Genomic DNA, 26,128 nt, shown 5'->3' with positions numbered 1-26,128 from the left:
CTAGGAACTAATAGTTTATCGTGTCTTACTTAACACAAATCTGAAGTTTATCAAAGTTTAGTCTAGTATATAAGGTTTTGGTGACAAGAATTTTTGCTACAGGAGTAGATATCAACAAACCTAATTTCTGAGTATCACAGTAAACTCTTACTACTTAACACTAACTAATGTTAATTCACTGCTAATACCCTGGGAAAAAATTATCGGAAATATTGGGTAAGTTTACTACCATAAATTTATGTCTTTTTAAAGACTAAGTTTAATAACAATCCTACATAAATCCCATCTGATCTTAATTTTTTGTAATAACGGCCTGCATATCTACTTTCCTCTTGCAGCCTCGCTGATTCCCTGGTACATAATATATAAAATATTTAATAAATAGTAAATTAATAGTAAATTTTTCCCAAAAGCGTGCATTTTGTGTAAAATAAATGCAGGTAAATCGCAAAATATATATTTACTTGCAAAAAATTGCCTAAAATATACCTGATAACTGTTAATTTAACTAGGGCAGTGTCAATAAATTAGTCAAGATTGTACTACTTTCGATTTACTCCTAACATCCCTATAATAACATCTAGAGGTATCAATGCAGTTTAATCATCTTAGCAAAAAAAACAACGAATATAAAGAACTTAAAGAAAAACCTCAAAGGTATTGTCCAACTACTAAAGGCACTATTAAAGGGAAAGAATCTAATCCAGTCAATACAGTCAACAATACTGCATTAAATGATGATGAAAATCGTGGTCGCGTTGCAATTTTCATTGATGGATTAAATCTATTTCAGACCGCGTTGCAATTGGGAATTGAAATTGACTATGTAAAATTGCTTTGTAGTTTAACTAAAACCTCTCGTCTATTACGGGCATTCTTTTATACAGGATTGGATATTGGCAACGAAAGGCAACAGGGATTTCTATTATGGATGCGTCGAAATGGCTATCGTGTAGTTACTAAAGATATGAGTGTAGTTGTAGATAATTACAAAAAACCAAATCTGAATGTGGAAATTGCCGTTGATATGATTACTTTAGCACCTTATTATGATACGGCTATCTTGGTCAGTGGAGATGGAGATCTATCCTATGCTGTCAATGCAGTTAGCGGTATGGGAGCTAGGGTAGAGGTAATTGGTTTACAAACAACAACTAGTGACTATCTTATTGATGTAGCTGATGAATTTACTGATTTTGACAGTATTAAACAACATCTTAAAAAGGATTCTTGTATCAGCTGTAGTTATCGAAGTTCTTCTAATTACCAGTTTTAAATTCCCAATAATTTGTGAATTATCGTTTCTAAATAATTAGACATTTATTATACTAACTTTGAATTTTTAACTTGGAGGGTATCTAATTTTTCATTTTATTTGCCACTTTTTTAATATCTATGCTATACCAGTCTAGAAACGGCTAATTAACATTAATAAGCATAATCACCATACTCTAAAATGCAGCTTTAAATCAAGTATGATTGCTGATTAATGTGTTTTTAGCACTCAGTCAAAATGTATCTTAAATAGATATATTTATGAGAACTTAACTTATATTATTAAAGGAGTAAGTGCTGTGAATCAAATCCAGTTAACTTTATTTATTAGCTATTTGCTAATGACTGCATATTTTTTTACTAATTGGTTAACTTTTTCCCTCCGTTCCCCTACATCTTCTCCAGAGGATAAATTTTTATCATTTATGATGTTCATCATTACTACAATCTTCTGGCCTGTAGCTATTGTTATCTCTTGCTTAGAAGTAGTTAAAAAAGGCAAATTAGAATTTACTGTTCTATTTCCCGTACTTTTAGCAATATTCGCTGTTGGTATTTCCTACTATTTAAGTTCAGTACATGAAGATTGGCTGTGTTATCATGATTTATTTTGTCATATTTAAATTCTCAGCGGCAACAATCTAGGAATTTGAATTTTAAGACCTATTCCCTCAATAGATAATTTAACCTAAATTTATACTGATGTTAACTCAATCTTTGTTCTCTGGTTATGCCGTTAGTGATAAAATCACAAATATAAAATAAAAAAATATAGTATATCTATCAGCTTATAGATGTATACAGGATATCAAATGATTGAGGCTATTGCTGTCTCTTGGCTACTACTGATTTTGGGGGATTTCCTTTCCACCTTTTTCTATCATGTACCTGAACACGTTTTTGGTAGCCTCCACCTGACAACTCACCACTCCTCGAAAAAGAATTTCCGCCACTATGCCATTTTAACATTTAATCCCCACGTGGTTTTAGATGGGATTTTGGGAGCTTTACCTTATTTACTGATAGCATTCTGGTTATGGGGTTTATCTCCCATTGGCGTAATTTGTGGTTTATTGTTTGGTCAGTTCCATGTGTGGTGGAGACACGTAACTTCCTTAGGGAGGCAAACACCTCAAGCTGTAATTGTTTTGTGTAGGTTATTGTTTATTACTACACCAGAACAACATTGGTTACATCACCAAAAAACTAACTTGGGCTTTGGCGATATTTTCACGTTTTTTGACCAACCTGCGAGAATTTGGATGGGTTGGTTACGTCTATTAAGAATTAATTGGCGTTCTCACACAGAAACTCACATTTCTGGATAAACTAGATTTTGACTAAAATTATCAACTTGAAATTTTCAGTGTGTCAAAAGTATGGTTAATTTATGGATGTCACCATTTAAACCATACGAGTTTGACAACCAATGGTTAATTCTAGTCTTATTGCTACAATTTATGTGAATCCTGCTACAGGAAAGGATAGTAATACTGGTTCTCGTCTCAATCCCTTGAAAAGTATTACCTGCGCCCTAAAACAGGCAAAAACATCAACAATTATTCAGTTGGCCAATGGAACTTATGGAACAGCAAATGGAGAGGTATTTCCCCTCATCATTCCACAGGGGGTATTGGTAGTAGGTAATGAAGCCAATAAAGGCCAGGAAATTATCATTTCTGGCAGTGGGGAATATCAAAGCTCTAGTTTCGGGTTACAGAATATCACTTTACTATTACGAGGTGATGCCAGTCTCTTAGGTGTAACCGTGATTAATACCATAGCCAAAGGTACTGGTGTTTGGATTGAATCATCAGTTCCTACGGTAGCCAATAGTACATTTAAGAACTGTGCTAGAGAAGGAATCTTTACTACTGGCAATGCTAAACCGGGTATTATGGATAATTTATTTATTAATAATCAATTCAGTGGGTTAGTCATGGCTAGGAATAGCAAAGGGGAAGTGCTGCGGAATTTATTTCAAAACAACGCTTTAGGTATAGCCATTAGTGACTTTGCAGCCCCTTTAGTGGCAAATAATAAACTTTCAGCAAATGGGACAGCGATCGCCCTTGCTCGTGATGCTAGACCCGTATTACGACGAAATCTGATTGTCGGTAATACCCAAGGAGGTTTGTTAGTCAATGGTAATGCCGTTCCCGATTTAGGAAATCCCCAAGATCCTGCCGACAACATTTTTCGGGAACAGGGGAAATTCGATTTACAAAATGTTACAAATCAAAAAATCATCTCCGTTGGTAATCAGTTAAATCCTGCCCGGGTGATTGGATTAATAGACTTCATAACTGCTACTGTTGATACCCCCAGTCAAATAGGAGTTAGTAGCAGATTTGCCGATTTAGAAGGACATTGGTCCGTTGCTTTTGTGGAAGCCCTGGTTAGCAAAGGTTTTATTAGCGGTTTTCCCGACGGGACTTTTCAACCAGCCACACCGATTAACCGCGCTCAATATGCGGCTGTGATTACTAAGACATTCCAACTTCCTGAGAGTAAGCAACTAGATAGATTCAAAGATGTTAAATCGAACTTTTGGGCGGCCAAAGCCATAGCCAGTGCTGCTGAGAACGGCTTTTTGACAGGGTTTCCCGATGGGACATTTCGACCAGAAAATAATTTAACAAAAATTCAAGCTTTAGTCTCCATTGTCAACGGTTTAAAATTGAGTGGTGGTAATCCTAACATCTTAATGGTATACCGCGATCGCGCCCAAATTCCCAGTTATGCCACCAAGATCGCTACCGTAGCTACCCAAAAATTATTAGTGGTGAATTATCCCCAACCAGATCAATTAGAACCGCTGCGGGAAATTACCCGCGCCGAAGTAGCCGCCCTAATTTACCAGGCATTACTAGCCATAGGCAAAGAAAATCCCCTCCCTTGTTCCTATATTGTCAAACCAGAGACAGAGATTCCCTCCTTCTGTGATATTGTCGGACATTGGGCAGAACCATTTATTCGGGCATTAGTTAGTATGAACTTAAGTCAAGGTTTTGCTGATGGGACTTACCAACCAGATCAAGCCATGACCCGCGCCCAATACACGGCTTTAATTGCCACGGCCTTTAACCCCCCTGCTAAACGCCCTAGCCCCGAATTTACGGACATACCCAAGGATTTTTGGGCGGCTAACGCCATTGAAATAGCCGCTAGAGGCGGTTTTGTGGGCGGATTTAGCGATCGCACCTTTCGTCCCCACCAAAAGGTTCAAAGGTTACAAATCATCGTCTCCTTGGTCAACGGACTGGGACTCTCAGCAACTAATCAACAGACCTTAACCTACAAAGACCAGAATAAAATTCCTGAATATGCCCAAACAGCAGTTACTATCGCTACCCAACAAAAAATTATTGTTAATTATCCAGATCCCAATTTGCTTGCACCTACTAGGGAAGCCACTCGTGCTGAAGTGGCGGCCATGGTCTATCAAGCATTAGTAGCTACTCGACGGACAAAAATTATTAACTCACCTTATATTGTTTTGCAGATCAGCAATTGACAAGTAGAATAAAAAACATTGCCTATCAATTTTGCCGCTGGTGAAAAACCACTCATGTAGCTAAAAGTACGCTAGGCTAGATGCGATGGGTGAAATGTTTATGCCTATTGCCTGCAATTTATAGCCCATGTTAACAACATCCCCCGTTACTCAAACTTTTGCGGCTCCTGCCGAATTAGCAGCTAAATTATTAACTCACTATAGCTTTGATCTAAATGGATATAATGCTAGTGAGTTAATTGACCGCTGGCAAGTAGAATATCCCATTCATTGGTTACACCTGGCGGTAATCGAGGCTTTGTATCAAGGTCGTTATAAAGCTATATCTGTACAGCAAATCTTGACCTTTTGGCGGCGAAAGGGAGAGACAACGTATCATTTTAACATGGAATTTGAGCGCATGATTTGTAGCAAATTTCCTGAACGCCTCACGTCCCTCTCCTTACCAGTTTTACCACCTGCTAAACAGGAGATCAGGACTGAACAATATCAACATCCTCAATTTCCTCAAATATTACCAGCTAACGTTAGTTATAATTACCAAATAAATCATGATTTACCACCAGCAGCAGAAAACTGGGATACTGAGGCAGAAAATACAGAAGTAAGTCAACCAGCAATTATTGCGGACATTTCACCTCAACCAGCACAACAGTTGCCCCCACAACAAACTGCCAATAATCCCCCTATTGGACAGTTTACCCCCCAAAAGAGCGATCGCACTGAATCCTTGACATCCAAACTCAAAGCCCTCACTGGTGAAAACTTGGAGTTGGCATTTTAGTCTGTTCTCTGTTCTCTGTTCTCTGTTCTCTGTTCTCTGTATTTCTGCTTTTACAAATCATCAATCAACCACTACCCATTACTTTACTTCTCAGAGTCAATAACTGCTTTTAAACCTTTGCTATTGAAGATGTTAACCACTTCAGAAGCACTTTCTTGACTACTAAATACTCCCACTTGCATTACCCTTCGTCCTTGCCAAACTTTATAAAAAGCACCAGTAGTCAAAGAAGTGACTAAATCCTCTTGCTGCTGATTTGCAACAAATACAAGCACCCGATAACTGACATTTTTCTCAGTAGCTGTATAACTTTGCGAGACTGAATTACGAATATTTCCCCCCCTTACGGCTTGAGGAGCAACAAATTCAATAGCACCTGAGTCAAGTCTCACAGAATTAAATTGGGGTGAATTAGAGTTATTTGGTGATTCTGGCAATTTATTGGAATTAGGGGCAGTTGTCACCCTTAAAGGTGTTATATTTCTCTGATGAGGAGAATTGGAAACAGTGGGCGCGGAAAAAGTGATTGGTGTCTCCCCTGAAGTTGCTGTTGGTAAAGGATTAGAAGGAGAATTTTCGTCCGTAGGTGCGCTTGTACCTTGAAGATCTACTTTACCGCTAATACGATTACTAACCAGATTGTTCCCAGCGGCAGAAATTATCAATTTAGCAGTTTTGGCATTGATATCATAACGACCATTATTCCGAAATACATTTTTCCCTGGATCATAATTACTACCTAAATCTGGTCTACCTTGGGCAATAACTACTAGACCATCTTCTTTGTTACCTTGAATAAAATTATTCCTGAATAGTGGTGTAGCATTTGCTTGGACAATAATACCCGATCTATTGTCCTGAATTTGGTTAGCTACTACTACCGGAGCAGCATTTTGGGCAATGTTAATCCCAAAACCAGTTTGTTGAAAGACATTTTCCCTGATTTCCGGGCGAGCATTCCCAGAAATAGTTATACCATTAGCACCATTGGCAACAAAATAATTTTTGCTAATACTAGCTGTACCATCACCTGTGACAGCAATTCCATCTTGAATATTATTAGTAAAGGTATTTTCCCGAACTATAATATTACTCGATTCAATCCATAACCCATAACCACGACTATTGGAGTTAGTAACAGTGACACCACTTAAACTAGCTTGGTTAGCACCGACAATGGACACATTTTGACCGCCAAAACTGCGACTGAGGTATTCACCACCTCCAATAATTGTCACAGTTTTGCCTTTATTGCTAATATCCCCTTGAATGGCTACACCAGGTTTTAACATTAAAGGAAATATTTCGCCAGTTTTGGTACTATATGTACCAGGAGTGAGGATAATTAAAGTGTTAGCCTTTGATTTTTCTAAGGCTTGACTAATTGTTTGCCAAGGTGCGCTTTCACTACCATTACCTGTCTTGTCATTTCCTATACTTGGGTTGACAAAAAACTGGTTAACCTGAGATATTGTTTTCTCGTCTGGCAGCTTTTGTTCTAATCCTGTGGGTATTTGAGCAAAGGCGCTATGGAAACTGGTAGTTAAGAGTGTTAGACTTGTAAATCCTAAACTAACTGTTAAACTGAAAATTGAGAAACTCACGGAATTATTAGGGGTGTTAACAGATTTTTCTGGAATTATCATTTCTATAAGACTCCTGTAAAACACATACTAAGCATAGTATATCAACTGCTACTGCTATACAATCAATTTTTATACTATTAATTCATAGTAGTATATCCACGATGTTACTTGTACCTTGACCGAAAAAAATCGGATACAAGCCCCGTCCTTCTAGGACGACTTTATGGTAGACTAAGTATAGTCGCCACAGGGCATTGGGAGACTATAAACGGACACTCCAGACCGGATAAGACTACTTTTCGGTAGCACCAGTCAGTGAAGTGTCAAGGAATCCTCGCTCATGAAAGGACGAGGGGTATGTCAAAATAATTAGTTAGCAAATATTTAATCATCAAACATAATGAATCAGGCCGGCTATTACGATGAATAGCAATAAAAATGAGGTTGCTGTAATGGTTTCAGCCCACAGCCACACGCAGCAAACTGTTTATCGCATTTTAGATGCTAATTTAGATCGCGCTCGTGAGGGTTTGCGAATTATTGAAGAATGGTGTCGCTTTGGTTTAAATAATTCCCAGTTTTCAAGTATATGTAAACACTTACGTCAAGAATTGGGGACTTGGCATACGGCGGAAATACGAGCAGCAAGAGATACACCTGGAGATCCGGGAACTGATTTAAGCCACCCCCAAGAGGAAGAAAGGGCTGATATTACATCTCTATTACAGGCTAATTTTTGCCGTGTGCAAGAAGCACTCAGAGTCCTGGAGGAATATGGTAAGCTTTATAACCCTCAAAAGGATATGCAAATGGGAACGGTCTGTAAGCAAATGCGTTATCAGGTTTATACCCTGGAAAGTAATTTGATGGGTTATCAGCGTCATCGTTTATTATGGCAATCGCATTTATATCTGGTAACATCTCCTATAGACAACTTATTGGCAATTGTGGAAGCGTCTCTTCAAGGTGGACTAACTCTGTTACAATATCGAGAAAAGACCGCTGATGATTCGGTGCGTTTAGAACGGGCTATACAGTTACGGGAGCTATGTCACCATTACGGAGCTTTATTCATTATTAATGATCGGGTGGATTTAGCATTGGCTGTAGATGCTGATGGTGTACATTTGGGACAACAGGATATACCCATTGCTGTGGCTCGTCAATTACTGGGAAATCAGCGCATTATCGGCCGCTCTACCACAAATCCGCAAGAAATGCAAATGGCAATTACTCAAGGTGCAGATTATATTGGTGTGGGACCTGTGTATGAAACACCAACTAAAGCAGGTAAAGCCGCAGCGGGTTTAGAATATGTTAAGTATGTTTCCCAAAATTGTCAAATTCCCTGGTTTGCAATTGGGGGTATAGATGGGAGTAATCTGAATGATGTCATGAATGCGGGAGCGCAGCGGGTAGCGATAGTGCGATCGCTCATGCAATCGGATCAACCTACTTTAGTAACACAGTATTTTCTCTCTCAACTCCATCGAGTCAAATAAAAACGGTTTTATGTCTGATCAAATTAGTCTCCAAGTCAATGGAGAAACTCGCAATTGTTTATCCCCAACTCCTTTACCAGAATTACTTCAACAACTAGGTTTTAATCCTCGTTTAGTTGCGGTAGAATACAATGGTGAAATATTACATCGTCAATTTTGGTCAGAAACTGAAGTTAAAAATGGTGATTGTTTGGAAATAGTCACCATAGTTGGTGGTGGTTAATTCAACAAACAAGAGGAAGAAGATTCAGGAGTATATAACCAGCGATGATAGTTTTTCCGTTTTGCTAATTCCTTACCTTGACGGCCAAGTTTTTCTCGTAATTGTGAATCTCGACACAAACGATTAAAAGTTTGCAGAACTTCATAGCCAGAATTAGGATTTACTAATAAACCATTTTCTTCATGATGAACTGCATCTAAAACACTTCCCAAACGAGGAGCAATTACAGGTTTACCAAAATAACCTGCTTCTAAATAAACTAAACCAAAGTTATCTATAGTGTTATCATCATGATCATCTGAATTTAACATAGCGAAAATATCACAAGCTGCATAATAACCGGCTAAATCTCGTTCTGGTACATAGCCAGCAAAATGAACCTGTTTAGTGATTCTTAGTCTTTGGGCTTGCGATTTTAGCTGGTTTTCACAAGATCCTGCACCGCAAATAATACAATGAACATCGAAACCAATAGTTAGCAATACAGGAATATTATCTATCACCCGATCAAAGTTTTGATATTTAACCAAATTACCAACAGAAAGAATAACAATTGCTGTTTCTGAGATATTGTAAGTTTGACGAATGCGGTTACGTAAATCATCAATATGACTAAAACTAGTAGGAGTACCAAATCTTTCTGGCCTGACTACTGGATTAATCACATGAGTTGGAGTATCTAGACGAAAAGTATTTCTTAAAGAATTGCGAATATGAGAACTATTACAAACAATTCCATCAGCCCGTTTGAGAGTTAATTTTAATAGCCATCTCCATAAAGGATTAGTAGCTATACGAAGTAAATCATGACCATGTAAATAGATAAAAAAGCGAATTGGTAAAATATAACTGAGTACCAACAAAGCTGGGAAATCATAACCATGACACCATTCAATGTAGCGGTAATGATAGCGAAAATATAATTTAATAGCTAGTAAAAAAGCAGCAGTAATATTCAAGCCAGATTGGAGAATATTTCCTAACCAGTTATCGCACCAAGCAGGAAAATAAAACCAACGATAAACCGGAAATTGCTGGGATTTATCAAATTTTTTATCCCCAGCACAACCACCAGCTAAGACAATTACCCGGTCTGGATCTTGTAAACAACGATTATAGACATATTCACCAATTACAGCTTCTTGTGGCCGGAATATTCGGGAAATAACTAGGATATCTGGATAAGCTGTTTTATCTCTAACTTGTAACCCTAGTTGCGATATATTTTCCATAATTAAGCCTCATAAATTAACTAGAATTAAGGCGTTATCTTGAATTAAATTCACCAAGATTCATTACTTACTGCTCAATAGCCATCTGAATAAATTGCTAAAACTATCTAACTGGTAATTTCCACAGATTAGTGATTACAGAAATTGAGATTGAGATAATCATTTTTGAGAAATTTAACAACAGAAAGGAGGTAGAAATAGGGATTTTTTAATGCTGGATATGAGCAAAAAATTTGCGATATTAAAATTAGGTATTGACATTTTTGCTGATAAGTAAAACTCTCACTTTCTAATTAATACACAAGATCAAGATGAATTTATATTATGAAACACCTTCCTGACAAAACTATAAATTTATCACCTATTTTGTTGCCAATTATTATTGAATTTGCTCAATGTTATCAATGCTGGACAAGTTATCTGCATCATCAAAGATAGCTATGATTTATCATTGACACTTCCAATAGATTACTCAGAAACTACTTGGAAAATTGTTCAATCTAACTATTTCCCCTATAATACCCTAAATATTGGCTATTTTCGTGCCAGATCGCCAGAAAATAGCCAGCAATTTTGTAATCTGCATGATAGCATTTACTGCCAAATAATGATTTAATAATGCCCATTATTTTTACCTTTGTTGCTTACATGATTTTCATCAAAATTCAGGGTATCAATCATTGCATTTACCCGCCATTAATTTGAAAATATTTAGGCGTTAATCATAGCTAGATTTGCTACATTACAACCTATATATGAACAAATTTTTCAACTTGCCCCTATACTTAATAGGTAGTAAATGTAAAATTTTAATTGTTACTATGCTTACATCATTCATTAAAAGTCAAACCCCCTGGACTATAGGTGCTACATATTCCGTCTCTATCCGGAAAAAATTAGTTAGTAGCAAAATTATGAATAGAAAAAAATCCAATCATTTAAAACACTTTTGCAGAGCGGTAGCAAGATTCACACTTAATCAATAAGTGCTAAAATACTAAATTAGAATTATTAGTGATACTAATGAATTTTTTAGCACTAAGATTATTGAATATGGCATTGCTGGGAAATAGAAATAATTAATTAATTCCAAAGTTTTTTGGGAGAGAGGAGATTTCACGGTACGGTTATCAACGTCAGAAATCCCGCCTAATTTCCTGGCTAACCAACATCAGAAGCGTTAGATTGAAGGTAGTGCTATAGATTGCGCTGCTTTTCCCAGAAGAGCCAGTGTAAAAATACAGTTGTCGTCATCCATGAGTTATGAATAAAAAATTACAAGGATTTCTCAAGCCCCTATTTAAAACCGTCTTTATTCTTAGCCTAGTGCTAACTTTAGCCTTTAGTCATACCAGTGATGCCCTAGCAGCCCGTTCTGGTGGTAGAATTGGTGGTGGTTCTTTTAGAATGCCTTCTAGCCGTACTTATGCACCCCGTCCCAATATGCCGAGTAGTGGCGGTTACTACGCCCCTTATGGCGGTGGTTTTGGCTTTCCCTTTCTTTTACCCTTGTGGGGTTTTGGAGGCGGTTTTGGTGGGTTGTTTGGAATTTTAATCTTGTTCGCTATGGCGAATTTTTTAGTCCAAACCTTCCGCCGTGTTACCAGTGGGGAAACGGAAGAAGTAAGTTATAATAGTAACGCTTCCGTGTCTGTGACTCGTTTACAAGTTGGGTTATTAGCTCAAGCCAGAGATTTACAAACTGAACTGAATCACATTGCGGAAACTGCTGATACCAATACTCCAGAAGGAAGAAGCGAAATTTTACAAGAGGCTAGTTTAGCTTTACTGCGTCATCCTGAATACTGGGTATATGCGGGTAGTGGAACTCAACAAGCAAAGTTAAATGCCGCCGAATCCCAATTTAATCGTTTATCTTTGGCTGAACGGAGTAAGTTTAGCGAAGAAACTCTCTCTAATGTGAATAATCAACTAAAATCTGTTTTGAGCAAACAAGCTTTATCAGGGGAAGATAACCCCACCCGCTTAATTAGCGAAGGTCCAGGGGAATATATTATTGTCACCTTGTTAGCAGCGACTTTAGGTAAATGTCAAATTCCCGCTATTAATACTGCTGATGATTTGCGTCAAGCTTTGCGTCAAATTGGTAGTCTTCCCAGTGAACAACTGTTAGCAATTGAAGTTTTGTGGACTCCCCAAGCACCAGGGGATACACTGACATCAGATGATTTGTTTGCGGAATATCCTGATTTGAAATTGGTTTAATTGGGGATTAGGGCTGAAAACAGTTAGAAGTGACTGGTAATGGAAAATTGCGACATTAGTTTTAAGATTATTGATGTCATAATTGAGGAAACTACCATTTTTAATCCTACTGCTGTACAAGCCCTAACCTGTCTCAGGGTTTCCCAGATGGTCTCTAACAGCTTTCTAGACATCCACTTAATTCGGTTTAATGAAATTAAGGGATATGTATACATTCTGGCAGGTGATGAAATGGAAATTTTAATCTTTCCTGAAGGAAATTGGAGGTTTATTGATGAAACCTAATTTTGATCAAATGCCAACAGATGATTTGAGAGCTTATGTACGGAGAAACCATGATGACTGGGAGGCTTTAGATATTCTGGTTAGTCGTCGTACTCCTGATTCAGAAGCTACATGGTATGCGCCAATGGTAACAGCAGAAGGTGTACCAATAGAAGAAAATATCCGGTTAGGGGAACAAGCTATTCAGGAACGAATTGCCTTAGAGCGCGAAAAGCAGTTAATTAGGACTGACATAGAAAGGGAGACGGAATATAAACGTTTGATTGAATATATGATTATTGCAGCAGAAAAATATATGAAACTTCCTTTGATAGAAGAAAAAAACAAAATCAATCAAGAATCTCAGAATCAATAGCCTTTCATAAAGCTATTCTTCCTAGAATATTAACTATTTAGGAAACTCTCCTTCTCGCACTTCCACAGCGTAATCTTGTACAGCTTTGGTAATTGTTTCTCGTAAGTTAGTATAAACTTTGGCAAATGGTGGTTGTTTTTCCGAAAGTCCCAAAATGTCAGAAGTGACTAATACTTGACCATCACAGCTAGAACCTGCACCAATACCGATAGTGGGAATACGGATTTTTTGAGTGATTTCCATTGCTAGTTTGGTGGGAATATGTTCCAATACTATAGCAAAAACACCGGCCTTTTCGAGAGCGATCGCTTCATTAAAAATTCTCTCTCCTGCTTCCTGGGTTTTTCCTTGTTGTCGTAACCCTAATTGATGAATTGATTGGGGTGTTAAACCGACATGACCCATAACGGGAATCCCCGCTTGAACTAGTCTAGTAATGGTGGAAACCATTGCGGGATAGCCACCTTCTAACTTTACCGCTTGCGCTCCTGTTTCTTTCAAGACCCTACCAGCAGAGTGCATAGCTTGGGAAATACTTTCTTGATAAGTCAAAAATGGTAAATCAACCACGACCAAAGCGTTTTTAACACCACGACGGACGGACTTAGCGTGATGTATCATTTCATCCAAGGTAATTGGTAACGTAGTTTCATAACCCAAGATTACCGCAAGAGAATCACCAACCAGGATCAAGTCTACACCAGATATATCTAAAAGTTGAGCGATCGCATAATCCCAGGCAGTTAACGCAACAATCGTCCGTCCCTGTTGTTTCCACTGAGTTAATTGTTGAGTAGTAACTGACATAAATAATTGTTTAATTGTTAATTATCACCTAAATATTCCATTTCTCACATTTTACAAAAAATATACTGGAGATAAAGATTGTAGAGTCGAGAATCCCTAGATGAGCAACGTCACTACAAGAGTTTCAATTCGTGGCGAAGCCGTATTATACTAGTCATCAAATTTTAAAACATACTCTAAAATGTAGACATCTGCTAACTCTCTTCCTCTGTGTTCTCTGTGCCTCTGCGGTTCGATAAAAAAATATATCTACTTATGCGTAAAATAGCTAATACAGCCACAGGGGTTAAAGACCTTGCAGACACAGCAATACTCAGATATGCACATTTGTAAAGTAGATTTAACATTTTGTTAAATCTTTCTATAATAGGAAAATTAAATAAGTTAGTTAACAAAACTTCAGAAATAACTTATTGAATTTTGATCTATTGTGGGGTAAGCTACAAATTCAGTGATGTGCAGTTTTTTCTCCCTTGCTCATCCCATGACTAAATCGGTCTTCAGAGAAAATGCTTCATGACCAATCTTTACCCGCTTGAGGTGGATAGATCAGGAAAAAAGAGAATTGCAGCAAACCAGGTTAATATCTGGAATGTAATTTTCCGGTAAAGTTCCGCAGAAGACCAATAAAGGCCAGTTAATCTTAATCAAATCGGTTGAGTGGGATATGCTTTCCTCAAGATGAAAAGATTTTGTATTGCTGGGACGAAAAACAACAGCGTCAAAAGAGTACGTCTGAACCATGGTAAAAAATGAGTTATGGTAATTGTGACTATAACTTAATTTATGCAGCCGCACTGCCACCATAGAAACTAATCGCCCCAAAATATAAGCAAAACTTATGATCTTATTAAGAATGAATAAAGAGTAAGAATGAGAAGAAGTTGCACATAACGTGATTTGATAGTAATAAAGAAAGACTTCTTGGAAGAAAAATATGTCTTACGCGCAAACTAAGACTCAGGCTAAGTCTGGGTATCAAGCTGGGGTTAAAGATTACAGACTAACTTATTACACACCGGATTACACACCCAAAGATACAGATTTACTAGCAGCATTTCGGATGACTCCCCAACCTGGAGTTCCCCCCGAAGAAGCTGGTGCGGCTGTAGCTGCTGAGTCTTCCACTGGTACTTGGACAACAGTTTGGACAGACTTGCTCACCGACCTAGATCGCTACAAAGGTCGTTGTTATGATATCGAACCAGTTCCCGGTGAAGATAACCAATACATCTGTTACGTTGCTTATCCTTTGGACTTGTTTGAAGAAGGTTCTATCACCAACGTATTGACATCTATTGTCGGTAACGTATTTGGTTTTAAAGCTTTGCGGGCTTTACGTTTGGAAGACATTCGTTTTCCAGTAGCTTACATCAAAACCTTCCAAGGACCTCCTCACGGTATTCAAGTTGAGCGCGACAAATTGAACAAATATGGTCGTCCTCTGTTGGGTTGTACAATTAAACCCAAATTAGGTCTTTCCGCTAAAAACTACGGACGTGCTGTATACGAATGTTTACGTGGTGGTTTGGACTTCACCAAAGACGACGAAAACATCAACTCAGCACCATTCCAAAGATGGCGCGATCGCTTCTTGTTCGTAGCTGAAGCTATCAACAAAGCCCAAGCAGAAACCGGCGAAATCAAAGGTCACTACCTGAACGTTACCGCTCCTACCTGCGAAGAAATGTTGAAACGGGCTGAGTACGCTAAAGAACTCAAACAGCCCATCATCATGCACGACTACCTAACCGCAGGTTTCACCGCTAACACCACATTGGCTCGTTGGTGTCGTGATAACGGTATTCTGTTGCACATTCACCGTGCTATGCACGCTGTAATTGACCGTCAGAAAAACCACGGTATCCACTTCCGCGTATTAGCTAAAGCCCTCCGCTTGTCTGGTGGTGATCACATCCACACCGGTACAGTTGTTGGTAAATTAGAAGGTGAACGCGGTATCACCATGGGCTTCGTTGACCTATTACGTGAAAACTACGTTGAGCAAGACAAGTCTCGCGGTATTTACTTTACCCAAGACTGGGCTTCTCTACCTGGTGTAATGGCCGTTGCTTCCGGTGGTATCCACGTATGGCATATGCCCGCGTTGGTGGAAATCTTCGGTGATGACTCCGTACTGCAATTCGGTGGTGGTACTCTTGGACACCCATGGGGTAACGCTCCCGGTGCTACAGCTAACCGCGTAGCTCTAGAAGCTTGTATCCAAGCTCGTAACGAAGGACGTAACATGGCTCGTGAAGGTAACGACATTATCCGCGAAGCTGCTAAGTGGTCTCCTGAGTTGGCTGTTGCTTGCGAACTGTGGAAAGAAATTAAGTTCGAGTTTGAAGCAATGGATACCGTCTGATCATTTAAGATTTGGGATTTTGGATTCATAAACAATCCAAAATCTAAAAATCTCAAGGGCTGGGTCAAGCATGGATTTAAAGCAAATTGCGAAAGAAACAGCCAAAACTCTCCAAAGTTACCTGACTTATCAGGCATTAAGGACTGTATTGGCGCAGTTAGGCGAAACAAATCCACCTTTAGCACATTGGTTGCAAAACTTTTCCGCCGGCAAAATCCAGGATGGAGAAGCTTATATTGAGGAACTGTTTCTAGAAAAGTCAGATTTGGCTTTGCGGATTATGACTGTCAGGGAACACATAGCGGCGGAAGTGACAGAGTTTTTACCAGAAATGGTGATCACTGGTATTCAGCAGGCCAATATGGAACAGCGTCGCCAGCATCTCGAACGTATTACGCAATTAAATTTATCAAGTCCCAGCCTCGAAACTGAAAGACAAACAATATCTGATTCTGATTTAGATAATTTATCTAATTAGTCAGTCAACCAAGTAATAAAAAATCTCCCCCACTTATCAAAAACTATGCAAACTTTACCTAAAGAGCGTCGTTACGAAACCCTTTCTTACCTTCCCCCTCTGTCTGACGCGCAAATTGCCAAGCAAGTTCAATATATTTTGAACCAAGGTTACATCCCCGCCATTGAATTTAACGAAACTTCTGAACCTACAGAACTTTACTGGACAATGTGGAAGTTACCTTTGTTCGGCGCTAAATCTACTCAAGAAGTATTGAGCGAAGTTCAAGGTTGCCGTTCTCAGTATAGCAACTGCTACATCCGTGTTGTTGGTTTTGACAACATTAAGCAGTGTCAAGTTCTTAGCTTCATCGTTCACAAACCCAGCAGATACTAAAATCTGATTTGGTTTAATTAAGCTTATTTATACCCTGGTGAGAGGTAGAGTTTTCTATCTCTCTTTTTTAGTTTTTAGTACAGAATATCCTTGCAGAATCGCCATAGCTAGACTAGACTTAGTTCACAAACCTAGTCCATTAAAATCATGGCAACTGTAAATATTCATCAGGCTAAGACAAACCTTTCTCGACTACTTTCCCGTGTGGAGCTTGGAGAGGAAATTATTATTTCCAACCGAGGCGTTCCAGTTGCTAAACTAGTTCCATTTCGGACATCGTTAGATCGTCGTTCTAGCTTAGGTCAAGATCGAGGAAAATTTATTGTTCCAGATGATTTTAATGCTCCTCTACCCGAAGAGATTTTAGTTGCATTTGAAGGCGGTGCAGAGTGAGGCTTTTATTAGATACTCAATGCTGGTTATGGTGGTTTTCTCAACCAGAAAAGTTGAATCAGAAGGTAATTGAGCAAATTGCGGATGAAACCAATGAAGTATGGTTCTCAGTTGCTAGTGTTTGGGAGATAGGAATTAAGGTTTCCATCGGTAAGTTGCCACTACCGGAACAAATAGAAGATTATATTTCCACTCGCATGAACCAACTAGGAGCTAGATCTTTAGAGATTACTACTTCTCATGCTTTGCGGGTAGCTGCACTACCTTTACATCATCGTGATCCTTTTGACAGAATGCTGATTGCACAAGCTCAAGTAGAAGAAATGACGCTTGTAAGTGCAGATTCAACATTTAATCAATATGAAGTCTCCTTAATCTGGGCATCTAGTGAAACCTGAATTTAATAACTGGATAACTTTTGATAGCGATCGCATTCCGTCCACCGGAGGCGATCGCTCATAATATCTTACGAAACTGCTGTATTTGGGTGAAAATAGCTCCCCAATTACAAAAGGAGAGCTTAGGCACTTAGATAAAGAAGCTACTAACAGCAATAGTACCCAAAGCTGGTAATATACCACTGGATCCTGTGATATTCACCAATAGGTCATTACTGGATTGGAAGCCAGCCACACCATCATTAATCACTAAATAAGTCCCCGCAATACCAGAAGTGGTGACACTGACTAAAGCTGCACTACTTACACCTAAAGCCTGATTACCAGTTAACGCTCCATCAGCATCAGTAAATACACTATTGACCACATTTGTTAAGGTAGTGTCTGTACTATTAGCAGCGCGAGTGAAAGCAGTGGGAGCATTCATAGCTACACCCAGGGAAGTCAACAGGTCAATTTTATCAGTGCCAATGGCAAAGTCGGTAATTCGGTCTGCTCCTGATACTGGGGATTGTCCAAATTGGAAAACCAAGGTATCGATTCCTATTCCACCTGTGAGGGTGTCTGCACCAGCACCACCGTTAAGAAGATCGTTACCAGTACCACCGTTAAGAAGATCGTTACCAGCATTTCCTGTGAGGGTATTATTGCCACTATTACCTGTTAATGAATTGTCACCTGCATTCCCAGTACCATTAATAACAGCTGTTCCTGTTAAGGTCAGATTTTCGATGTTGGGGAAAACCGTTAAATCAAAGGTAACAGAAGATTGAATGATATCTGTTCCTTCTCCTGAGTTCTCAGTAATGGTATCATTAGTGCTATCTACGACATAAATATCATCACCTAAACCACCAATTAAGGTATCAATGCCAGCGCCACCGTTAAGAGTATCGTTACCAGCATTTCCTGTGAGGATATTATTGCCTGTGTTGCCAGTGAGGCTGTTGTTGAGGTTATTGCCTGTACCATTGAGGTTAGCACTTCCCGTAAGCGTAAGATTTTCAAAGTTATCGGTCAGGGTGTAGGAAATAGATGCGTTAACTAAATCAGTTCCCTCACTGGGGTTTTCTACTACCACATCACCCGCATTATTCACAGTATAGGTGTCGTTGCCCGCTAAACCTATAAGACAATCAACATTTATAGTACCACTGAGAGTATCATTACCAGAAGTGCCGAACACTGGGAGAGTCGGTTGACTACCATCATCATTTAAAATGATGCCTGTGGCACTGCGAGTACCGATAGTAGATCGGGAGGGAGTAGACAAATAAACCGTAAAGGTTTCGTTGGATTCAATGGTGCTGTCTCCTCTGACCCGCACTCTTATTTCCTTGCTGGTTTCTCCTGGTAAAAAGGTGAGGCTTTCTCCTGGTGGCATTGCTCCACCAAAAAAATCGGTGGAGTTAACGGGGTTATTACCAGACGGGGTAATAAACCAATCTACTGTGCTTGTACCACTAGTGTTCCCTGACCGAGTGACAGTAAACACAAATGGCTTCTGATCTGAGTTGCCCTCCGTTTGTATGCTAGATGTACCAGTGATGTTTAGGACAGCATTACTGGCGATATAATTGAAATAGCTACCAGTGAGGTTAAATTGCAATGGGTTGATTAAACCCTGGGTATTTTCTAAAACAGCAATCAGTTCATCAGGTTCGCTATCAGGTTTATTGATGTAGAGGTTAATGTTATTACCTGAAACTGTGGTCGTATAATCACTACTGGAACCCAAAAGCTGAATGATATCTTCCAGGGGATTAAAGTCTTTGATGATCAGGTAGTCACTTGTACCAGCAGTGGTACGATTATAGTCATCATAACCAATCCATGTGACATCGCCCAGAATAAAAGTGTCCTCTCCTGTTCCCCCAGTGACTGTATCTACAGTCCCTAACCCTGGTTTGGCGACATTGGGATTTACTGGTATGATAGTATCACTTCCATCTCCACCCGCGATATTATCATTTCCTTCACCCCCAATTAGGGTGTCATCTCCACTGTAACCTCTGAGGTGGTCTGCATATTGTGTTCCTGTTACTTGAAACACTTCTACGTTATTGTAGTTTAGTAAGGGCTGAGACCCATAATACAATCTATGCCATAAACCTTCAAAACTATTGGTGTAGGTGTTAGTTACTCCATAACCACCGTTTCCTAAATGGGTGAAACTGGCACTGCTATAATCCACAATTAGTCTGTCAGTGCCATCCCCAGCGTTAATGCTGCCATTGCTGACCAGTAAATTACCAGTGGCAATAGTGGTGTCATCACCACTGCCTAAAGTCACAGAGGAAATATTCTCAAAATTGTTAATGCGGGTATTATTATCCCCACTTACCTGTTCTGTAGCTCTTAAATCCAGAACTAAATCTACATCTAAACTGCTCAGGTCTAGGCTTTGTAGCGTATCTGTTCCTTCTCCCCCGTCAATGCTGTCTCCAGCTTTAGCACTGACTACTGTGTCATTCCCTGTTCCTCCACGGATAACATGACGACCTGTGCCACCATCAATGGTATCATTGCCATCACCACCCTCAATTTCGTCATTTCCACCTTCCCCTTTTAGGGTGTCGTTGCCATCACCACCTCTGATGGTGTCATTTCCATCTCCACCCGCGATATTATCATTTCCTTCACCCCCAATTAGGGTGTCATCTCCACTGTAACCTCTGAGGTAGTCTGCATATTGTGTTCCTGTTACTTGAAACACTTCTACGTTATTGTAGTTTAGTAAGGGCTGAGACCCATAATACAATCTATGCCATAAACCTTCAAAACTATTGGTGTAGGTGTTAGTTACTCCATAACCACCGTTTCCTAAATGGGTGAAACTGGCACTGCTATAATCCACAATCAGGGTGTCAGTGCCATCGCCACCGTCATATATCTTGTTGCTGACTAGATTACTGCCAGTCGCTTCAAACTGATCATTCCCGTTGGTAATCGTTCCAGTGAATGCTGTGGTCGTACCAATGATATAATCTGTCCCTGTTGCCAGGGTTAAGATGATAGTCTCGTCATTTTCTTGAATGTTGTCCTCAAGAGGAGAAATTGTCAGGGTAACTGTATCCGCTCCAGCCGCAAAGGAAACTGTTCCGGTAGTGGCAGTATGGGATGTGGCACCAGTCTGACTATAGTCTGTGTTGAATATAGCTGAACCTGATACGGTGTAATTGACGGTTAACTCACTGGCGATGTTGCCTGTTCGGGTGAAGGTGTAGAGAATATTCCCTCCACTATTTTCTGCTACTTTTTTCGGAGAAGTAGCTAATGTGACTATTGGTTTTGTCGTTACTTCGGTAGTATCAATAGCTATTGACCATCCGCCCGCGATGTTGCCAATATCTACCCCTGTATCGTCCACTACATATATATTCCATGCACCATTGGGGATGGTGTTGTTAAATACGGAAAAATCTATTCCATAGTTACCACTGGGAGCAGGAGAATTATTAAATCTGTCACCTGTTTCATAGTCTGTGGCTCGATAACTACCACTGCTGATCTGACCTTGATCCGGCAGAAAATCTCTGGCATTGGGGTCAAAGGTTAAGGTGACATTGTTTAAGTCCCAAGACCAACCTGCGTCTGACATTAACAAGACCTTGGCACCTGTAGGACCTATCAGTAGAACATCAAGGTCATCGGGATAAGTATGACTAATATTGCTTAGGGTTACTTTCAAACTCGTAATTGTGCCATTTAACCCGGAGACGTTGATACTTGAGGGGTAGGTTGTTGCTGCTCCACCATTAGGAATGGTAATTTCATTGGGATTAGTGAAAACTAGATTTTGCTGACTCATTTTAATTACTCCTGGTTTAGTTAGCACGCAGAAATCTTGCCTATATAAAAAAACGACTGTTATGTAATATTCTGAGTGTGGTAGCTTCTTCCTAGCATGAGTAAGGGAAGCGTAACACATCACTTCAAAATGTGATTTTGATCAAACAAACAGCCTACAGGCGATCGCTCTTAACTCACTAGCATCCGCAGAAAACAGAGGCTATAGCGGTAGTAGTCACCAGTTACGACATTTCATCGTAATTATTTCAAACAAAATTTTACTGATTCCAGTCAGTGCAAATCACTATATCAAATCCTGTTTAAATAATGATTATTTTCTGTTTAACTTTTAATAAAAATTAATAAAAAATATGAAAACTGCTGTGACTAAATAATTCAAACACTGGGCATAAAAGGATATAGTGCTATAATGATTATATTTATACTTATAAGTAGTACAATGTTTGACAAATATGTCTCAGCTTATTACTACACAATTAAAGCTATTACATAGAAATTAGGTGCGTTACGAAGACAGCTAACACACCCTACTCAATAAACTGAATATTTACGTTTTATCATTGTCTTTCTTATTTCTTAAATATCGTAAGCCATGATATAATCATCCAACACAAAGCCATTCCCAAAATTTATTACTTGACTATCAATAATTCTAAAACCAAATCGAGAATAAGCTTTAATCCCTTTTTCATTCCTTTGATTGACATTAAGAATTATTTTTTTCAATTTCATTGCTTGCGCTTTTTGGTAAATATGAAATAACATCTTTTGACCATATCCAAAACCATGTAATGACGGTAATAAATAACATTTATGTAATTTTAAATAACTGATATTATCCATCATTTCTGCACCATAAGATAAATAACCGACTAATTGGGAATTATGTAATACCTGATCATAAAATATCCCTTGATTATAAATTTCATTTTCAATTACTCCTATTCCATAGATTTTATCTAGCATATACTCGATTTGTTCATTGCTGATAATTGTAGGATAATGAGTAAACCAAATTTCTCGACTGATTTTTCTGAGTGTTTCCAAATCTGTATCTAATAACTGAGTAATGGTAATTGATGGATCATTCATAGTGAGAATTAGAACCTAATGAAAATTAAGTAAAATAATTTCTAAGCTGACAAACTTAATTTATCATTTAATTGACTATCGTTACCAAAAAAATATATAATATATACTAATTTACATAAATCATCACCAGGGATAATTCTATGAATTACTACATTGCTCCTAGTTTTCTCGATAAACTTGCAGTACATATCACCAAAAACTTCTTAAACCTTCCTGGTATTCGAGTTCCCCTAATTTTAGGTATTCATGGTCGCAAAGGAGAGGGAAAATCCTTTCAATGCGAGTTAGTTTTTGAAAAAATGGGTATCGGGGTAACTTTAATATCTGGAGGGGAATTAGAAAGTCCAGACGCTGGAGATCCTGCGCGGTTAATTCGGTTACGATATCGAGAAACAGCAGAATTAATCAAAGTCCGGGGGAAAATGTGCGTACTGATGATTAATGATTTAGATGCGGGTGCTGGACGTTTTGATGAAGGAACTCAATATACAGTAAATACTCAATTAGTAAATGCTACATTGATGAATATTGCTGATAATCCCACAGATGTACAATTACCGGGAAGTTATGACTCCAATCCTTTATGTCGTGTCCCGATTATTGTCACAGGAAATGATTTTTCTACCCTCTACGCACCATTAATTCGTGATGGGAGAATGGATAAATTTTATTGGGAACCTAACCGAGATGATAGAATAGGAATTGTCGGCGGAATTTTTGCCGAAGATGGACTTTCACAAGGAGAAATCGCACAATTAGTTGATACTTTTCCCCATCAATCTATTGACTTTTTTAGTGCTTTACGTTCCCGGATTTATGATGAGCAAATTCGTAATTTTATCCATCAAATCGGTTTTGAAAATGTCTCTTTGCGAGTTGTCAATAGTTTGGAGGGACCACCAGCATTTAAAAAGCCAGATTTTACTCTCTCTCATTTAATTGAGTCTGGTAAATTCATGGTTAGTGAACAAAAACGGGTGGAAAATTCCCATTTAGTTGATGAATATAACCGCTTAAATCGAGGTAAAGGTTATCAAGTTGCTGCTCCTGTTGTCGAAGTTCCAGTTAGTAAACCTATCAATAATCAAGCCAATCATTTAAGTTTAGAAACTCAAGAACAAGTTCGACAAATTTTAGCTCAAGGTTATAAAATTGGTATTGAACACATTGATGAAAGACGTTTCCGTACAGGTTCTTGGCAAAGTTGCGGTTCTTTTTTTAATATTGATGCACATTCCGACGCTATTTCTAATTTAGAATCTTGCTTATCTGAATATAGCGGTGAATATGTGCGTTTAGTAGGAATTGATCCACAAGCAAAACGACGAGTGGTAGAAACAATTATTCAACGTCCTCATAGCAAGTAATTGGTATTTTTTTGAATGTAGAGACATTCCGTGGAACGTCTCTACAGGGCTTGAATTTAGTATAGCAATGTAGGCTTAAACTGGAGTTAAAAATAGGTCAGCTTCTGCCTGTCTTCTCCGTCTTAATCCTACTTCCACATTGCTACCAGGATTCCTGTATTTTAGAAAAGTTTCTTCAATTTCATCCCATTTTTTATCTCTCAAAACTCTAGTCATACTTTTGAAACTGGAACTACCATAGAAGTTAGCACCCAAGTTATAACCAAAGCTTAATAAAGCACCCTGTTGGTTAGTATTTAACTCATTCCAAACAGGAATTTTTTGCAGAGATGGTAGATAATTATTTTCTAATTGAATCATTAATAAATCATCTGCTTCTTGTTGAGTGATGCTTTCACCTAATTTCCAGTTACTACCATCTCTTTTTTTTGTAGAACCCCAACCAATGGTGATAGGTAAATTACCAGTTCGGGGATCTGGATAAGCCTTTAAATAACAACCTTCAAATTTTTTTATCAGCGGAATTGCTGGCAGTGGTAGTTTTCCGGTGACACCACCAAAACCGTTTGGTTGAGGAGTTAGGGATGGTACTGGATCTGTTGTTAATTGGTCAAGAGCATTATTTAAAGCATTCTGAGTATTTTTTCCGACTATTCCATCTGCGTTAAGCCCATTTTGACTCTGAAACTGTTTGACAGCCTTGACAGTATTGTTGCCAAAATCACCATCTATTGTCCCCGGATCTAAATTGAGTGCTTTTAAGATTTCCTGTAGTTGTTGAACTTTTGCGCCATTTGCACCTTGTTTGAGGATTTCACCGCTGTCGAGATTTAATTTGTTAGCCATAATGCTATCCTGGTAACTTTAGTTTGATCAGTTTCGTAATTGAAAGCAGAGATTAACTGAAAATGAGACCTTACTTAGTTAATAATACAGTATGACTATGTAATCTGACAACGGTTTTTACAAAAAAATACATAAATTATAAAAATTATAAAAGTATATAAATTGGCGATATAAATTGGCGGGAATATGATCATAAATCATGATACTTTGTGATCAACGAGAAATTACTAATTTAAAAGCCGATCCAAATATATGCCTTGGTTTGTCAAAATTGAAACTGGTAAGGTTGATAAGGCGACCTTTGACAAATATGTACCCGCCCACAAAGCCTACGTACAACAATTAATTGCGAAAGGACACAAAGCCAAAACAGGTTATTGGGCGCAAAAAGGTGGTGGTATGATGTTATTTGAGGCTGAGTCAATGGATGAAGCACAGGCAATAGTAACCGCTGACCCCTTGATACAGAACGATTGTGTCAATTATCAACTATTGCAATGGCAAATTGTTTTGGAATAATTTTGGAATAATATACAAATTCTGAATTTTCGTGTTATGATAAATGAAGACCTGGATCTATGCAACTTCAACGCCCAAACCTTGTCAGGACCGGAAGGTAGCAGCAATAAGGGATGCTTGTGGTAGGCGTAGTCTCCGGGTCGCCTTACTTGTAGGAGCTTTTAGCAGCAATGCCTGGTTTTGGAGATATTGTACAAAAAGCTTTTTATCTCGGTGTTGGGTTAGCCTCCTACGCCAGTGAAAAAGCTGGGGGGAAATTAGCCGAACTGCGATCGCAAGTCCAAAAATTAGCAGATGAAATGGTGGCTAAAGGCGAGATGAACACAGAAGAAGCTCGCCGCTTCGTCGAGGATATGATGAAGCAAGCCCAACAGCAGCCAGGATCTGGAGAAGCGTCTCAAAAAACCCCTACTTCTGAACCTCGTCGGATAGATATCCTAGAGGATGACGAAGAACCAACTGGGAAAGAGACGAAAAAAGAAAATAAAGATCATAATAAAGATCATGGCGATAATGTAAATCAGCTGCGGGATCAAGTGCGAGAACTACAGGAAGAGTTAAAACGGCTGCAACGAGAACCGTAAAAAACAATTTTTTACCTTGAGTTTGGTATCAGTCACAGTCAATTATAGAAAAATCACAGAATACCCAAAGTGGTTTTAAGTGTAATTACTTACCTTGTACTCT

The 26,128-nt window shown here is 38.7% G+C and carries 24 protein-coding genes and 1 other RNA gene; 19 read left to right on the top strand and 6 right to left on the bottom strand.

Features of this window, described 5'->3' with window-relative positions:
* Positions 1-592: 592 nt before the first annotated feature.
* From H6F62_RS14650 to H6F62_RS14630, 5 genes are all read left to right on the top strand, one after another.
* Positions 593-1,276, top strand: coding sequence for an NYN domain-containing protein (locus H6F62_RS14650; protein ID WP_137908317.1), 684 nt, complete (start codon positions 593-595; stop codon positions 1,274-1,276).
* 298 nt (positions 1,277-1,574) lie between these two features.
* The gene (locus H6F62_RS14645; protein WP_137908318.1) at positions 1,575-1,898 is read left to right on the top strand and encodes a hypothetical protein; all 324 of its coding nucleotides are present in this window, start codon (positions 1,575-1,577) and stop codon (positions 1,896-1,898) included.
* Positions 1,899-2,087: 189 nt separating this feature from the next.
* Positions 2,088-2,603: a fatty acid hydroxylase gene (locus H6F62_RS14640; protein ID WP_137908319.1), complete on the top strand. Its 516-nt coding sequence runs from the start codon at positions 2,088-2,090 to the stop codon at positions 2,601-2,603.
* Positions 2,604-2,704: 101 nt separating this feature from the next.
* Positions 2,705-4,792: an S-layer homology domain-containing protein gene (locus tag H6F62_RS14635; protein ID WP_190372344.1), complete on the top strand. Its 2,088-nt coding sequence runs from the start codon at positions 2,705-2,707 to the stop codon at positions 4,790-4,792.
* A 127-nt stretch (positions 4,793-4,919) separates the two neighbouring features.
* Positions 4,920-5,576, top strand: coding sequence for a hypothetical protein (locus H6F62_RS14630; protein WP_137908321.1), 657 nt, complete (start codon positions 4,920-4,922; stop codon positions 5,574-5,576).
* Between the two features lie 83 nt (positions 5,577-5,659).
* Here the strand turns inward: H6F62_RS14630 and H6F62_RS14625 are convergent, their stop codons facing one another.
* Positions 5,660-7,222 carry a DUF1565 domain-containing protein gene (locus H6F62_RS14625; protein WP_190372343.1) on the bottom strand — a complete coding sequence of 521 codons (1,563 nt, stop codon included), beginning with the start codon at positions 7,220-7,222 and terminating at the stop codon, positions 5,660-5,662.
* A 392-nt stretch (positions 7,223-7,614) separates the two neighbouring features.
* Here H6F62_RS14625 and H6F62_RS14620 point away from each other — a divergent pair, with 392 nt between their 5' ends.
* Together H6F62_RS14620 and thiS are read left to right on the top strand one after the other, a co-directional pair.
* Positions 7,615-8,664 (top strand): thiamine phosphate synthase, encoded by a 1,050-nt coding sequence (locus tag H6F62_RS14620; RefSeq protein ID WP_190372352.1) that lies wholly within the window; start codon positions 7,615-7,617, stop codon positions 8,662-8,664.
* A gap of 10 nt (positions 8,665-8,674) precedes the next feature.
* Positions 8,675-8,887, top strand: a complete 213-nt coding sequence (gene thiS, locus H6F62_RS14615) for a sulfur carrier protein ThiS (RefSeq protein WP_137908324.1) — start codon at positions 8,675-8,677, stop codon at positions 8,885-8,887.
* On the opposite strand, the gene H6F62_RS14610 is transcribed toward thiS, so the two are convergent.
* Entirely contained in the window at positions 8,884-10,119 is a 1,236-nt protein-coding gene (locus H6F62_RS14610; protein WP_137908325.1) for a glycosyltransferase family 4 protein, read from the bottom strand. The two genes, thiS and H6F62_RS14610, sit on opposite strands and share 4 nt — an antisense overlap.
* A gap of 1,263 nt (positions 10,120-11,382) precedes the next feature.
* Between H6F62_RS14610 and H6F62_RS14605 the strand changes: the two genes are divergently transcribed.
* The 3 genes from H6F62_RS14605 to H6F62_RS14595 are packed head-to-tail and all read left to right on the top strand — an operon-like array spanning position 11,383 to position 12,985.
* The gene (locus tag H6F62_RS14605; protein ID WP_190372342.1) at positions 11,383-12,345 is read left to right on the top strand and encodes a DUF1517 domain-containing protein; all 963 of its coding nucleotides are present in this window, start codon (positions 11,383-11,385) and stop codon (positions 12,343-12,345) included.
* Between the two features lie 39 nt (positions 12,346-12,384).
* Positions 12,385-12,630, top strand: a complete 246-nt coding sequence (locus H6F62_RS14600) for a hypothetical protein (RefSeq protein WP_199306442.1) — start codon at positions 12,385-12,387, stop codon at positions 12,628-12,630.
* On the top strand, positions 12,620-12,985 hold the full coding sequence (locus H6F62_RS14595) for a hypothetical protein (protein ID WP_190372341.1): 366 nt from the start codon (positions 12,620-12,622) through the stop codon (positions 12,983-12,985). Before H6F62_RS14600 ends, H6F62_RS14595 begins: the two co-directional genes overlap by 11 nt.
* 33 nt (positions 12,986-13,018) lie before the next feature.
* Here H6F62_RS14595 and panB read toward each other — a convergent pair whose 3' ends face one another.
* Positions 13,019-13,792 (bottom strand): 3-methyl-2-oxobutanoate hydroxymethyltransferase, encoded by a 774-nt coding sequence (gene panB / locus H6F62_RS14590; protein ID WP_137908327.1) that lies wholly within the window; start codon positions 13,790-13,792, stop codon positions 13,019-13,021.
* Between the two features lie 937 nt (positions 13,793-14,729).
* On the opposite strand from panB, the gene H6F62_RS14585 reads away from it, so the two are divergent.
* The 5 genes from H6F62_RS14585 to H6F62_RS14565 all read left to right on the top strand — a co-directional run bounded on the left by H6F62_RS14585 (position 14,730) and on the right by H6F62_RS14565 (position 17,804).
* Complete coding sequence (locus tag H6F62_RS14585) at positions 14,730-16,160, top strand: form I ribulose bisphosphate carboxylase large subunit (protein ID WP_028090545.1); 1,431 nt, start codon at positions 14,730-14,732, stop codon at positions 16,158-16,160.
* 70 nt (positions 16,161-16,230) lie between these two features.
* Positions 16,231-16,638, top strand: coding sequence for a chaperonin family protein RbcX (locus tag H6F62_RS14580; protein ID WP_137908328.1), 408 nt, complete (start codon positions 16,231-16,233; stop codon positions 16,636-16,638).
* A 45-nt stretch (positions 16,639-16,683) separates the two neighbouring features.
* Positions 16,684-17,013 (top strand): ribulose bisphosphate carboxylase small subunit, encoded by a 330-nt coding sequence (locus tag H6F62_RS14575; RefSeq protein WP_028082366.1) that lies wholly within the window; start codon positions 16,684-16,686, stop codon positions 17,011-17,013.
* A gap of 147 nt (positions 17,014-17,160) precedes the next feature.
* Positions 17,161-17,406 (top strand): type II toxin-antitoxin system Phd/YefM family antitoxin, encoded by a 246-nt coding sequence (locus H6F62_RS14570; RefSeq protein ID WP_190372340.1) that lies wholly within the window; start codon positions 17,161-17,163, stop codon positions 17,404-17,406.
* Complete coding sequence (locus H6F62_RS14565; RefSeq protein WP_190372339.1) at positions 17,403-17,804, top strand: PIN domain-containing protein; 402 nt, start codon at positions 17,403-17,405, stop codon at positions 17,802-17,804. Before H6F62_RS14570 ends, H6F62_RS14565 begins: the two co-directional genes overlap by 4 nt.
* A 130-nt stretch (positions 17,805-17,934) precedes the next feature.
* Here the strand turns inward: H6F62_RS14565 and H6F62_RS21025 are convergent, their stop codons facing one another.
* Together H6F62_RS21025 and H6F62_RS14555 are read right to left on the bottom strand one after the other, a co-directional pair.
* Entirely contained in the window at positions 17,935-21,615 is a 3,681-nt protein-coding gene (locus H6F62_RS21025) for a bluetail domain-containing putative surface protein (protein WP_190372338.1), read from the bottom strand.
* A 578-nt stretch (positions 21,616-22,193) separates the two neighbouring features.
* Positions 22,194-22,709: a GNAT family N-acetyltransferase gene (locus H6F62_RS14555; RefSeq protein ID WP_137909117.1), complete on the bottom strand. Its 516-nt coding sequence runs from the start codon at positions 22,707-22,709 to the stop codon at positions 22,194-22,196.
* 140 nt (positions 22,710-22,849) lie between these two features.
* On the opposite strand from H6F62_RS14555, the gene H6F62_RS14550 reads away from it, so the two are divergent.
* Entirely contained in the window at positions 22,850-24,076 is a 1,227-nt protein-coding gene (locus H6F62_RS14550; protein WP_190372337.1) for a ribulose bisphosphate carboxylase small subunit, read from the top strand.
* A gap of 75 nt (positions 24,077-24,151) precedes the next feature.
* Here H6F62_RS14550 and H6F62_RS14545 read toward each other — a convergent pair whose 3' ends face one another.
* On the bottom strand, positions 24,152-24,922 hold the full coding sequence (locus H6F62_RS14545; protein WP_137909119.1) for a peptidoglycan-binding protein: 771 nt from the start codon (positions 24,920-24,922) through the stop codon (positions 24,152-24,154).
* 252 nt (positions 24,923-25,174) lie between these two features.
* On the opposite strand from H6F62_RS14545, the gene H6F62_RS14540 reads away from it, so the two are divergent.
* The 3 genes from H6F62_RS14540 (at position 25,175) to H6F62_RS14530 (ending at position 26,025) form a co-directional block, all read left to right on the top strand.
* Entirely contained in the window at positions 25,175-25,441 is a 267-nt protein-coding gene (locus H6F62_RS14540; protein WP_137909120.1) for a YciI family protein, read from the top strand.
* A 48-nt stretch (positions 25,442-25,489) separates the two neighbouring features.
* Positions 25,490-25,586: signal recognition particle sRNA small type (gene ffs, locus H6F62_RS14535), an RNA gene on the top strand.
* A gap of 25 nt (positions 25,587-25,611) precedes the next feature.
* The gene (locus H6F62_RS14530; RefSeq protein WP_190372336.1) at positions 25,612-26,025 is read left to right on the top strand and encodes a phasin family protein; all 414 of its coding nucleotides are present in this window, start codon (positions 25,612-25,614) and stop codon (positions 26,023-26,025) included.
* Positions 26,026-26,128 lie beyond the last annotated feature (103 nt).

Origin of the sequence: Anabaena sp. FACHB-1391 (assembly GCF_014696755.1) — a bacterium.
Taxonomy (GTDB): Bacteria; Cyanobacteriota; Cyanobacteriia; order Cyanobacteriales; family Nostocaceae; genus Dolichospermum; species Dolichospermum planctonicum.
This window is presented reverse-complemented; position numbering and strand designations above follow the sequence as displayed.